Below are 12,713 nucleotides of genomic sequence, written 5' to 3'. Positions count from 1 at the left end.
TGGCGCAAATAACCTACAGTCATCAGAGGTGGTAAATATCGATTTTAATCGATTGAAAAACAATCAAATTAGCCATTAAAACATTCAGTCGTTAAATATATCAACTCAGTTTATTCTTAAAATGGCCAAATGAGTCTTATAAATCGACAAATTACGCCAGTCTGGCTGAACAAAGTGTGAATGTGGAATATAATACGCAACCAGAACGTTAACTTTTTTATTTGTCTGGATGTGCTGGTAACACATTGAAATAATATATGAATATAGGATAAGTAAGATTTGGAATACAGTCTTGCGCGCTAAATTGTTAGTATCACCTGATCGAATTTGTATCTATTCAAAGGCCTGCTTAACGGCCACTCCAGAAAAGGTATGGTAGATGGAAAAGAAATTGAAGGCTGTGATCCCTGTTGCCGGGCTTGGCACACGTATGTTGCCCGCGACTAAAGCGATCCCAAAGGAAATGCTGCCGGTGGTGGATAAGCCTCTGATCCAATATATCGTTAATGAATGTGTTGCCGCCGGCGTAAAAGAGATAGTGCTGGTCAGCCATTCGTCCAAAAATGCGATAGAAAACCATTTTGATACATCATTTGAACTGGAAGCAGCACTGGAGTCACGTGTTAAGCGGCAGTTATTGAAAGAGATCCAAAATATCTGCCCGCCGGATGTCACTATTATGCAAGTGCGCCAAGGCCATGCCAAAGGTCTGGGGCATGCAGTATTGTGTGCCCAACCGATGGTGGGTGATAACCCATTTATCGTGCTGCTGCCAGATGTTTTACTCGATGATTCAACAGCAGATTTATCTAAAGAGAATCTTGCCAGTATGATTAAACGCTTTGAAGAGACTGGGCGTAGCCAGATCATGGTGGAGCCGGTACCTAAAGCTGATGTTTCCAAGTACGGTATTGCTGATTGTGGTCATGTGGCTTTGTCACCGGGTGAAAGTACCCTGATGACGGCAGTGGTGGAAAAGCCCTCACTTGCTGATGCGCCTTCTAATCTTGCCGTGGTTGGGCGTTATGTATTGTCAAAAGACATTTGGCCGCTGCTGAAGAAAACGCCACGCGGGGCGGGTGATGAAATTCAGCTTACTGATGCCATTGCGATGTTAATGGAGCAAGAGGATGTTGAGGCTTTTCATATGACCGGTAAATCGCACGATTGCGGGGACAAATTGGGTTATATGAAAGCCTTTGTCACTTATGGCGTTCGCCATAACACCGAAGGCGAGAGCTTTAACGCCTGGCTGAAACAGCAAATCGACTAACGCCAGCTTAGCGGCTGAGTAGGAATAGATTTTAAATTCGCCTTAAGAAATCAGTAGGTTAATTATGACCAAATTGAAAGCAGTGATCCCAGTCGCCGGTTTAGGTATGCGAATGCTCCCCGCGACTAAAGCCATTCCAAAAGAAATGTTGCCTATCGTCGATAAGCCATTGATCCAATATGTGGTCAACGAATGTGTTGCTGCTGGTATTAAAGAAATCATTCTGATAACCCATTCGTCGAAAAATGCGGTAGAAAACCATTTTGATACCTCTTATGAGCTGGAAGCCATGCTGGAAGCGCGTGTAAAGCGTCAGTTATTGGATGAAGTTCAATCTATCTGTCCGCCGGGTGTGACTATCATGCATATCCGCCAAGGTCATCCTGAAGGTTTGGGGCATGCGGTGTTATGTGCCAAACCGCTAGTGGGTGACTCACCTTTTGCAGTATTGTTGCCGGATGTCTTGATTGATGACGCCAAGTCGGATTTAACCCGTGATAATTTGGCTCAGTTAGTTAAACGATTTGAAGAATCTGGTACCAGCCAGGTATTGGTGCATGCCGTAGAACCTGAAGCATTATCCAACTACTCGGTTATCTCCTGTGAAGTGTCAGATTTAGCACCCGGTGAAAGTAGCCGGATTAACGCGATGGTTGAGAAACCGCAAAGCCCGGCTGACTTGAAATCCAATCTGTCGGCTGTAGGGCGTTATGTTTTGTCTGCTGATATTTGGCCAATGCTGGAAAAAACTAAACCTGGTGCTTGGGGTCGTATCCAACTGACTGATGCTATTGATGCATTAGCCGCTGAGAAACCGGTAGATGCCGTCGCTTTAACCGGTCAATCCTATAACTGTGGTGAGAAGCTCGGATATATGAAGGCCTATGTCGCCTACGGTCTTCGCCATCCAAAGCAAGGCGCAGAATTTAAGGCTTGGTTGAAAGAGTTCGTGGCATAAGCCAATTTCAGCAGCAATGAAAAGCAATCCATGGGGTTGCTTTTTTTGTATATAAGCCAGCCAGGTCAATTGAGTCAAATTGGTTTGCACTTTACCAAAGCAAACGTGTGCGAACAGCAACTGGTCAGTTGTGCTATCTATCGCACCAATCACTACCCAGCTGACATAATCCTGAGTTAACATGTTTCCCACATCAAAAACCTGTTGGCCTCAAGGCCGGTAACAGGTGTCATCCTTCAGACAGGAGTTTTTTAATGTCCAAACAACAGATTGGCGTTGTCGGTATGGCGGTGATGGGCCGTAACCTGGCGCTCAACATCGAAAGCCGTGGCTATTCCGTTTCTATCTTTAACCGTTCATCAGACAAAACCGACGAAGTGGTTGCCGAGAATCCAGGTAAAAATCTGGTGCCGAGTTATACCGTGGAAGAGTTTGTTGATTCACTGGAAAAACCGCGTCGCATCCTGCTGATGGTGAAAGCGGGTGAAGCCACTGATAAGACTATCGCTTCACTGACTCCGCATCTGGATAAAGGTGACATTCTGATTGATGGTGGTAATACTTATTACAAAGACACCATCCGCCGTAACCGCGAACTTTCTGCGCAAGGCTTCAACTTTATTGGTACCGGTGTTTCCGGTGGCGAAGAGGGCGCATTGAAAGGCCCATCTATCATGCCAGGTGGCCAGAAAGAAGCCTACGAACTGGTTGCGCCTATCCTTGAGAAGATTGCTGCCCGTGCTGATGACGGTGATGCTTGTGTTGCGTATATCGGTGCCGATGGTGCAGGCCATTACGTTAAAATGGTTCACAACGGCATTGAATACGGTGACATGCAATTGATCGCAGAAGCTTATTCCCTGTTGAAACAGTCTTTAGGCTTGAGCAATGAAGAGCTGGCTAGCACCTTTGCTGAGTGGAATAAAGGAGAGCTAAACAGCTACCTGATTGATATCACCAAAGATATCTTCACCAAAAAAGACGAAGCCGGTAAATATCTGGTCGATGTGATTCTGGATGAAGCGGCGAACAAAGGCACCGGTAAATGGACCAGCCAAAGTTCTTTGGATTTGGGTGAGCCATTAACACTGATCACTGAGTCTGTGTTTGCCCGCTATTTGTCTTCTCTGAAAGATCAGCGTGTAGCTGCCTCTAAAGTGCTGACTGGCCCTAAAGTGCAGCCTTTTACTGGTGATAAAGCTGAATTTATCGAGAAGATCCGCCGTGCGTTGTATCTGGGTAAAATCGTCTCTTATGCTCAGGGCTTCTCTCAATTGAAAGCAGCCTCTGACGAAAATAACTGGGATTTGCATTACGGTGAGATCGCTAAGATTTTCCGTGCTGGTTGTATTATCCGTGCACAGTTCCTGCAAAAAATCACTGATGCATATGCAGAAAATGCAGATATTGCTAACTTGCTGTTGGCACCTTACTTCAAGCAGATCGCTGATGAATACCAGCAAGCACTGCGTGATGTGGTGTCTTATGCTGTTCAAAACGGTATCCCAACACCAACATTCTCTGCGGCGATTAATTATTACGATAGCTACCGTTCAGCCGTACTGCCAGCCAACTTGATTCAGGCGCAGCGCGACTATTTCGGTGCGCATACCTATAAGCGTATTGATAAAGACGGCGTGTTCCACACCGAATGGCTTTAAGTTAACGGCTACTGCGCGTTCGTATTTTGATATTGGGCAGTGCTCGTCATCCTCACGTACTGTGTGTACGCTCCGGTGACTGTGCGCTGTCCGCAATCAAACTACTTTCGCTCGCGACGCCTTGAATGGACTTGCTGTTAAGACAAACTTAGCAAGAACAGACAGTCGCTGATTTAAAAGGTTTGCCCTAATAAAAACGCCCCCGATGCTGAATCGGAGGCGTTTTTTTACCAGTAAGAACACCAATCAAGGCGTTACTTCTCGTGACGTTCGCGCAGGCGTCCAATCACTTTACTCAGATTCAAATCTTGGTCCTGCAACAACACCAGCAGGTGATACATCAAATCCGATGCTTCGTTGGTCAACTCTTCACGATCATTCACTGTTGCGGCGAGGGCGGTTTCTACCCCTTCTTCCCCCACTTTTTGCGCGATACGCTTAGTGCCGCTGGCATACAGCTTGGCGGTGTAAGAACTGGCTGGGTCGGCTGATTTACGTGAGGCCAATAACTGCTCTAACTGGTATAGGAAGCCCCAATCGCTGGCCGCCGGGGCGAAGCAGCTATTATTGCCTAAATGACAGGTTGGGCCGATAGGATTAGCCAGAATGAGCAGAGTATCATTGTCGCAGTCAGGATAGATATTCACCACATTCAGCACGTTACCGGAGCTTTCACCCTTGGTCCATAAACGCTGTTTGGTGCGAGAGAAGAAGGTTACTTTGCCGGTTTGCTGTGTAACCGCCAATGCTTCCTGATTCATATACCCCATCATCAGAACTTCACCGGAAATGGCATGCTGTACGATGGCTGGCATCAGATTGTCGACTTTATCCCAATCCAGTTGGGCAACTTGTTGTTCGCTTAACACACTCTTATCTCCACGCCTTGTTCAGACAAATACTTCTTCAATTCGCCGATATTAATGATTTGTTTATGGAACACCGAGGCTGCCAGCGCACCATCGACATCTGCGTCACGGAAAGCTTCAAGGAAGTGTTCCGGTGTACCCGCACCACCTGAGGCAATCAACGGAACATGACAGATGGCTCGCATCTGTTTCAACTGACGTAAATCGTAGCCGTTGCGCACGCCATCTTGGTTCATCATATTCAGCACAATCTCACCGGCTCCACGTAACTGGACTTCTTTGATCCAATCCTCGGTCTGCCAGGTGGTGGCTTTGGTCCGTTTTTCATCACCAGTAAATTGATATACCTGATAACTACCACTTTCCGCGTCATACCAAGTATCAATACCGACGACAATACATTGTACGCCATAGCGGTCGGCCAAACGGGTAATTAAGGTTGGATCAGCCAGCGCTGGTGAGTTGATAGATATTTTATCGGCACCGAAGGTCAGGATCTGGCCTGCATCTTCAACGCTTTTAATCCCACCCGCCACGCAGAAAGGAATATCAATCACTTCTGCGACTCGCGATACCCAGCTTTTATCGACCACACGGCCGTCAGATGACGCAGTAATATCGTAAAACACCAGCTCGTCTGCGCCTTCTTGTGCATAACGCTGCGCCAGCGGCACGATATCGCCAATGATTTCGTGATTACGGAACTGGACACCCTTGACGACTTGGCCGTCTTTCACATCCAAACAAGGGATTATACGTTTTGCCAGCATGCGATCGCCTCCTTCACGTTAAACTTGCCGTCCAATAGCGCGCGGCCCACAATCACACCTTGCACACCACTGCCACGCAGGCGGGCAATATCATCCAGACAACCGATACCACCGGAAGCCTGGAATGCCACTTGTGGGTAGCGCTGGCACACTTCCTGATACAGTTCTACATTGGAACCACTCAGGGTGCCATCACGGGAAATATCGGTACATAACACATGCTTCAGGCCAAACGGCAGATATTGCTCGACGATTTGTTCCAGCGTAGCATCTGAGTTTTCCTGCCAACCACTGATAGCCACCTGTTTGCGGCCCGCCTCATTAATTCGGACGTCCAGTGCTAATACGATGGCCTCAGCGCCATAGCGCTCAAACCACTGTTGCACCATTTCTGGCTGTTTAACGGCTGTTGAACCCACGACAACCCGTGTTGCACCGGCTTCCAGCAGTGCGACCACATCTTGTTCGTTACGGATGCCACCACCCACCTGCACCGGAACATCCACACCGGCCAGTAACTCGCGCAGCAACGGGATCTGACGGGCTGCCGGATCTTTGGCCCCGGTAAGATCGACCAGATGTAACACCTGAGCGCCTTGCTGCTGATAATCCTGTAAGCGGGGCAGTGGGTGATTACCGTAATCACGCTGCTGGCCGTAATCGCCTTGATGCAAACGCACTACCTTGCCTTCGATCAAATCCAAAGCGGGAATAATCATGGTGCTCACATCTCCAGAAAGTTTTTCAGCAATTGGGCCCCAGCCGCACCGGAACGCTCCGGATGAAACTGCACGCCAAAGAAGTTGTCTTTTTCTACTGCGGCGGTAAATGGCTCGCCGTAATTGGCCTGGGCGATGGTATCTGGGCATATTGGCATTGCATATCCGTGCACAAAGTAGAAATAGGTCCCATCCGGGATCCCACGAAACAGATGATTACCCGCCTGTGGGGTAATCTGATTCCAGCCCATGTGTGGCAGCGGTAAACCAAAATCCATCATCTGTTTTACCGGCGTATCAATAATACCGAGAGTTTCAATACCGCCACTTTCCTCGCTGCTGGTCGCCAGCAACTGCATTCCAAGGCAGATACCCAATACTGGCTGAGTACAGCTCTTAATCAGTTCGATAAGTTCGCGTTCTTTTAACTGATCCATTGCCGCATGGGCAGTACCGACACCTGGCAGGAAAAGCTTATCTGCACGCAGTACAATCTCAGGGTCACGGCTGATAACTGGCGCGTACCCCAAACGCTGCACCGCATAGGTGACAGAGGAGAGGTTGGCGCACCCCGTATCCAGAATCACCACATTCATTACAGCACTCCTTTGGAACTTGGCAGGGTATTGCCCTCAACACGGATCGCCTGACGTAAAGTACGACCAAACACTTTAAACAAGCTCTCGACCCGGTGGTGATCGTTACGGCCTTTGGTTTTCAAGTGCAGAGTACAGGCCATGGCATAGGAGAGGGAACGGAAGAAGTGCTCGACCATCTCAGTACTCAGGTCACCCACGCGCTGGTAATTAAATTCCGCTTTGTATTCCAGATGCGGGCGGCCAGAAATATCCAGCGCGCAGCGCGCCAGGCACTCGTCCATTGGTAAGACAAAACCAAAACGGCCGATACCGCGTTTGTCACCGAGTGCGTTGTTAATCGCCTCACCCAGTGCCAGCGCCGTATCTTCTACGGTGTGGTGGTCATCAATGTAGAGATCACCGCTGACCTGAATATCCATACGGAAACCGCCGTGAGTGGCGATTTGATCCAGCATATGGTCGAAGAAGCCCACGCCGGTTTTGATCTTGCTGCCCCCTTCGCGATCGAGCCACACATTTACGTCAATGGCCGTCTCTTTGGTGACACGGTTAACATAGGCATGACGGTCTCGCTGGGTTAGCTGTTTGGCAATCTGCGACCAGTTCAGGCCATCACGCTGGTAACGCAAACCGCTGATGCCCATATTGTGAGCCAATTGCAGGTCAGTTTCGCGATCGCCGATAACATAGCTATTGGCACTGTTCATCACGCCTTCAGCCAGATAACTTTCTACCAACGCGGTTTTCGGCTTACGGCAAGTACAATTATCCGCAGGCAGATGCGGGCAAATTAGCACTTGCTCGAAATTGACGCCCTGCGAGCTAAATATTTGCATCATCAGGTTATGAGGAGGATCAAACGTTTCCTGTGGGAAACTGTGTGTACCCAAGCCATCTTGATTGGTGATCATCACCAAACGATAATCCGCTTTTTGCAGTGCCAGCAAGGCCGGGATCACTTCTGGCTCCAGCGCCAGTTTGTCCAGCCGGTCAACCTGAAAGTCTTCCGGTGGCTCGGCAATCAAGGTGCCGTCTCTGTCAATAAAAAGAAATTTCTGGCTCATATCGTTTCCTTACGGAGGCTGGAGGTATTAGTGCTATTGGAGCTATCAATACCGGGCAGGGGAGCAAGGGCGGCAATCACTCGCTCACATTCCTGACGGGTGCCTACCGTAATGCGCAGGCAGTTGGATAACCCCGGTTGCTTATTTTGGTCACGCAGAATGATGCCTTGATCCCACAGTGTTTTGAACACGCTGCTGGAGGCGGTAAACCGGGCCAGTAAATAGTTACTTTCACTGGTAAATACCTGCTCAACACAGGCACAATCTTGCAGCGCGTTTTGTAACCATGCGCGGTTAGCTTGCACCTCTTTCACCCGCTGGCGCATTTGCTCAAGACCTTGTGGGCTGAGCGCTTGCGCAGCAATGTCGGCCACCGGTGTAGACAACGGATACGGTGCGATTACTTTAAGCAGCAATTGGATGATATCGCTGTTAGCCAAGGTAAAGCCACAACGTAAACCGGCCAAAGCAAAAGCTTTCGATAAGGTGCGCAAAATGACTAAATTCGGATAATCTTTTAACCAACCGCTTACCGAGGCCTGTGGGCAGAACTCGATATAGGCTTCATCAATAGCCACGATAGCGCGGCCTTGTGCCAGTTCCAGCACGTCGCGCAACGCGGCTGGGTTGATTAAATTGCCGGTCGGGTTATTTGGGCTGCAAACATAGATCAATTTCACTCGATCCAGGTTTTCTTTAATTGTTGGTAGATCTAACTGCCAGTCAGCGGTGGTTTGTACGGTACGCAGTTCCACACCAAAGGTTTCCGCGCTAACGCCGTACATACCATAGGTTGGCGGGCAGAAGAGTATCGCATCCTTACCTGGTTCACAGAATGCGCGGATCAGCAGCTCAATACCTTCATCGGCACCACGGCTGACTAACACTTGATCGGTTGCTAAACCGGCATAGGCGGCATAACGCTCGATCACCTGTTTCGGCTGACATTCGGGATAGCGGTTGAAGTTTTGCGCCGTAAGTTGGTATTCAGTTGCCAGCGGGTATTCGTTGGCATTAAGCCACACATCGCCATTACCGCCCAAACGGCGGGCAGACATATAAGGGGTCAGGGCACGGACATTGGCGCGGGCCAAATCGGTGACGTTGGTAGATTGGCTCATGCTTGCTCCTTATTGGCGGCTGTCAGGGCCGCGACACGTAGGGTAACGGCGTTTTTGTGGGCGGTGAGTTGTTCGGCTTGCGCTAAGATTTCAATTGTTGGAGCCAGACCCAGCAAGCCCTGTGGTGTTAATTGCTGCACGGTCATACGCTTAACAAAATCGGCCAGACCCAAACTGGAATAAGTTGAGGTATAACCATAAGTCGGCAACACGTGGTTGGTGCCGGAGGCATAATCCCCCGCAGATTCTGGCGACCAGTCACCCATAAAGACTGAACCGGCATTATCAATCTGATCGATAATGTCTTCCGGCTGGCGGATTTGCAAAATTAAGTGCTCTGGGCCGTATTGATTACTGATATCAATACATTGTTGCAAATCTTTGGTGACGATCAAGCGGCTGCTTTCCAGTGCCTGACGAGCGATATCGGCGCGTGACAGCAACTTAAGCTGCCGCTCTACTTCAACGGCGACCGCTTGGGCAATGGCGGCATCTGGGGTCAGTAATACCACTTGTGAGTCAGGCCCGTGCTCTGCCTGAGACAGTAAGTCAGAGGCGATAAACGCCGGTGTCGCGCCACTGTCGGCGATAACCAACACTTCTGATGGGCCAGCCGGCATGTCAATTGCAGCACCATCCAAACGTTGGCTTACCTGACGCTTCGCTTCAGTGACATACGCGTTGCCAGGCCCAAAAATCTTGTTCACTTTCGGTATTGATTCGCTACCGAATGCCATAGCCGCAATCGCTTGTGCCCCACCAATCTGGAACACTTCTTTAATCCCACACAGTTGCGCGGCATACAGGATTTCGTCGGCAATCGGCGGCGGGGAACATAAAATGACCCGCTGACAACCAGCAATGCGTGCCGGAGTACCGAGCATGAGTACGGTAGACAGCAGCGGGGCAGATCCCCCTGGAATATACAAGCCGACGGAGGCAATCGGGCGGGTGATTTGCTGGCAGCGCACGCCCGGCTGAGTTTCAACATCTACCACTGGCATTTTCTGCGCGTTGTGGAAGGTTTCAATATTACGTACCGCTTGCGCCATGGCTTGTTTAATGTCGTCATTCAAGCGCCCGGCAGCGGCAGCTATCTCATCGCTACTGATGCGGATATCGGCAACCTGCACCGTATCAAAGCGTTGGCTGAAATCACGCAAGGCACTGTCACCCTCGGCTTTCACCCGATCAAGAATGTCGCTGACGGTTGCGGTGATCCTGTCAGAGGCATTAATAGCCGGGCGGCTGAGCAGCGCCTTTTGCTGCTCTTCACTGCATTGCTGCCAGTCGATTAGGGTATTGAAATTCGTCGGCTGCATCAGTTACTCCATCATTTTTTCAATCGGTAATACCAGAATGGAGCTGGCACCCAGTGCTTTCAGTTTTTCCATCGTTTCCCAGAACAGGGTCTCGCTACTGACCATGTGCATTGCTACCCGGCTCTTATCGCCGGCCAATGGCAGAATGGTAGGGCGCTCGGCACCGGGTAGCAGAGTAATGATTTCGTCCAGACGATCACTAGGTGCGTGCATCATGATGTATTTGGATTCACGCGCTTGAATCACGCCCTGAATACGGGTCATCAGGCGATCAATCAGTTGCTGCTTATCGGCTGGCATTTCGCCATCACGCTGAATCAGGCACGCTTTGGAGCGGTAAATGACTTCAACTTCGCGCAGGCCGTTGGCTTCCAGCGTGGCACCGGTTGACACCAAATCACAAATGACGTCGGCCAAACCGGCGCGTGGTGCCACTTCAACGGAACCGTTCAATAAGCAGGATTTAAAGGCAACCCCTTGTTTGTCGAGGTATTGCTTTAAGATGTGCGGGTAAGAGGTGGCGATGCGCTTATTTTGCAGACATTGCGGGCCGGTATACTCGGTATCCAATGAGGCCGCAAGCGACAGACGGCAGCCACCGAAATCCAGACGGCGCAATGTGAAATAACGTGGGTCTTCGCCTTGAGCGCGGCGGCTCAACAGCTCTTCTTCCAGCACGTTTTCGCCAATAATCCCCAGATCAACCACCCCATCCATCACCAGCCCTGGGATATCGTCATCACGTACCCGCAGGATATCGATTGGCATATTTTCCGCAAAAGCGATCAGGCGCTGTTGTTGCAAATTGATTTTAATCCCGCAGCGCGATAACAATTCATGGCAATCATCACTCAGGCGGCCTGATTTCTGCATCGCAATGCGTAAACGTGTTTTATCCAGCATGGTAAATCCTCAATCTATTAATTAATCATATAAAATGATGAGCAACAAAAAAGCCCTCGGAAGATAATCTTCCGAGGGCTTTCTCTATTGCGTTCTACCGCCACCTGGAAGATTCGTTAACCGTCTTCCAGCACACATCGGCCTGTAAGACTAATCAGGATGATGGTGATGATGGTGATTAAATTGAACGCAGTTCATAGTAATTTCTCTGTTTGGGCGGTTTTGAGCAAATCAAAATAGCCTTGATATAAACACATAGCCAGAACATGGCATAATCTCTGTCAAACAACGTAAACCATCTGATTGGTATGGTGCAACCTTTTTTTCGCCTGATGCTGTTATTTCACGATGCCTGGATTCGACTTATCAACCAGCAATGATTTTCTATTTGGTGGTTATCACTTGGTTCTATGGCAGCCTAAGCATGAAATATTTACCAATGGTCATTATACCGATTTATAGAAAGACACTCATAATAGAGAGTAATTGTTAGGGAACTGTAGTTGGCGTAACTTATGAGTATTACGTGTGTTATCGGTATGACTCCGTGGAGAGCAATTGAAATGAAGAAAGTAGCCATTATTGGGTTGGGCTGGCTGGGTATGCCGTTGGCGCAATCATTAATCCGCCGTGGAGTACAAGTGGTTGGCAGCAAGACTACGCCAGACGGTGTCGAGGCCGCCAGAATGAGCGGCATTGATTGTTTTCAATTGCAACTGACACCGCAACTAATTTGCTCTCCAGACGATCTGGAGCAACTGATGACCGCCGATGCTCTGGTCATTACCTTACCTGCCAGCCGCACCGCCGAACGTGGGGATCAATATCTTCAGGCGGTACAGATGGTGGTCGACAGCGCATTGGCTTTCGGTATGCCGCGCATTATTTTTACCAGCTCTACCTCGGTGTATGGCGAAACCCGTGGCCGAATCAAAGAGAGTTCACCGCTACAACCGGTGACCACTGCCGGTAAAACGCTGATGGAGCTAGAACTGTGGTTGCATAAGTTACCCAATACCTCGGTGGATATTTTGCGCCTTGCTGGGCTAGTGGGCACTGATCGTCATCCAGGGCGTTTTCTGGCAGGGAAAACCGGTGTGAAAGGTGGATCTTTAGGTGTTAATTTGGTGCATCAGGAAGATGTTATTTCTGCCATCGAATTGCTACTTAATTTGCCCAGAGGCGGCCATATTTATAATCTGTGCGCGTCACATCACCCCGCTAAACGTGATTTCTATCCTGAGTGCGCGCGCGCATTACAATTGACGCCACCGGAGTTTGCTCCCGAGGATATTGAGGAAGCACCCCGTGAGATTGATGGCAGCAAGATTTGTAGCGAACTGGGGTTTGAGTATCAATATCCAGATCCAAGCAGGATGCCTTTGAATTAATTATCTTATCGGCTACTGCGCGTTGTCATACTGAGATTGTGCAGTGCTCGTACTCCTCACATA

Annotated in this window: 13 protein-coding genes and 1 other annotated feature; of the genes, 4 read left to right on the top strand and 9 right to left on the bottom strand. The window is 49.3% G+C overall.

Going from position 1 to position 12,713, the window contains the following annotated elements:
- The first annotated feature begins 379 nt into the window (after positions 1-379).
- The 3 genes from galU (EL015_RS13645) to gndA all read left to right on the top strand — a co-directional run bounded on the left by galU (EL015_RS13645) (position 380) and on the right by gndA (position 3,892).
- Positions 380-1,273: a UTP--glucose-1-phosphate uridylyltransferase GalU gene (gene galU, locus EL015_RS13645; protein WP_005187713.1), complete on the top strand. Its 894-nt coding sequence runs from the start codon at positions 380-382 to the stop codon at positions 1,271-1,273.
- 64 nt (positions 1,274-1,337) lie between these two features.
- A complete protein-coding gene (gene galU, locus EL015_RS13640) occupies positions 1,338-2,231 on the top strand; it encodes a UTP--glucose-1-phosphate uridylyltransferase GalU (protein ID WP_005187716.1) in 894 nt (297 codons plus the stop codon).
- Between the two features lie 254 nt (positions 2,232-2,485).
- Positions 2,486-3,892, top strand: a complete 1,407-nt coding sequence (gene gndA / locus EL015_RS13635; RefSeq protein ID WP_005187719.1) for an NADP-dependent phosphogluconate dehydrogenase — start codon at positions 2,486-2,488, stop codon at positions 3,890-3,892.
- A gap of 254 nt (positions 3,893-4,146) precedes the next feature.
- Here gndA and hisIE read toward each other — a convergent pair whose 3' ends face one another.
- The 9 genes from hisIE to hisL form a co-directional block, all read right to left on the bottom strand.
- Entirely contained in the window at positions 4,147-4,761 is a 615-nt protein-coding gene (gene hisIE / locus EL015_RS13630; RefSeq protein WP_032906850.1) for a bifunctional phosphoribosyl-AMP cyclohydrolase/phosphoribosyl-ATP diphosphatase HisIE, read from the bottom strand.
- Positions 4,755-5,531: an imidazole glycerol phosphate synthase subunit HisF gene (gene hisF, locus EL015_RS13625; RefSeq protein WP_032906851.1), complete on the bottom strand. Its 777-nt coding sequence runs from the start codon at positions 5,529-5,531 to the stop codon at positions 4,755-4,757. Before hisF ends, hisIE begins: the two co-directional genes overlap by 7 nt.
- Positions 5,513-6,250 carry a 1-(5-phosphoribosyl)-5-[(5-phosphoribosylamino)methylideneamino]imidazole-4-carboxamide isomerase gene (hisA, locus tag EL015_RS13620; RefSeq protein ID WP_005187731.1) on the bottom strand — a complete coding sequence of 246 codons (738 nt, stop codon included), beginning with the start codon at positions 6,248-6,250 and terminating at the stop codon, positions 5,513-5,515. The genes hisF and hisA overlap by 19 nt, the downstream gene beginning before the upstream one ends.
- A 5-nt stretch (positions 6,251-6,255) precedes the next feature.
- Complete coding sequence (hisH, locus tag EL015_RS13615; RefSeq protein WP_032906852.1) at positions 6,256-6,846, bottom strand: imidazole glycerol phosphate synthase subunit HisH; 591 nt, start codon at positions 6,844-6,846, stop codon at positions 6,256-6,258.
- Entirely contained in the window at positions 6,846-7,913 is a 1,068-nt protein-coding gene (gene hisB / locus EL015_RS13610) for a bifunctional histidinol-phosphatase/imidazoleglycerol-phosphate dehydratase HisB (RefSeq protein WP_032906853.1), read from the bottom strand. The genes hisH and hisB overlap by 1 nt, the downstream gene beginning before the upstream one ends.
- A complete protein-coding gene (hisC, locus tag EL015_RS13605) occupies positions 7,910-9,034 on the bottom strand; it encodes a histidinol-phosphate transaminase (protein ID WP_032906854.1) in 1,125 nt (374 codons plus the stop codon). Before hisC ends, hisB begins: the two co-directional genes overlap by 4 nt.
- Positions 9,031-10,356, bottom strand: coding sequence for a histidinol dehydrogenase (hisD, locus tag EL015_RS13600; RefSeq protein ID WP_005187741.1), 1,326 nt, complete (start codon positions 10,354-10,356; stop codon positions 9,031-9,033). Before hisD ends, hisC begins: the two co-directional genes overlap by 4 nt.
- A 3-nt stretch (positions 10,357-10,359) precedes the next feature.
- Entirely contained in the window at positions 10,360-11,259 is a 900-nt protein-coding gene (hisG, locus tag EL015_RS13595; protein WP_005187744.1) for an ATP phosphoribosyltransferase, read from the bottom strand.
- A 44-nt stretch (positions 11,260-11,303) separates the two neighbouring features.
- Positions 11,304-11,434, bottom strand: a sequence feature (His leader region).
- Positions 11,410-11,457 carry a his operon leader peptide gene (gene hisL, locus EL015_RS13590; RefSeq protein ID WP_105877057.1) on the bottom strand — a complete coding sequence of 16 codons (48 nt, stop codon included), beginning with the start codon at positions 11,455-11,457 and terminating at the stop codon, positions 11,410-11,412. Its footprint overlaps the feature before it by 25 nt.
- Positions 11,458-11,822: 365 nt before the next feature.
- On the opposite strand from hisL, the gene EL015_RS13585 reads away from it, so the two are divergent.
- Positions 11,823-12,650 (top strand): SDR family oxidoreductase, encoded by an 828-nt coding sequence (locus EL015_RS13585; protein ID WP_032906855.1) that lies wholly within the window; start codon positions 11,823-11,825, stop codon positions 12,648-12,650.
- Positions 12,651-12,713 lie beyond the last annotated feature (63 nt).

It is taken from the genome of Yersinia intermedia (assembly GCF_900635455.1).
Taxonomy (GTDB): Bacteria; Pseudomonadota; Gammaproteobacteria; order Enterobacterales; family Enterobacteriaceae; genus Yersinia; species Yersinia intermedia.
Note: the sequence above shows the minus strand (reverse complement) of the source record. Positions and strands in the feature narration are given on the sequence as shown.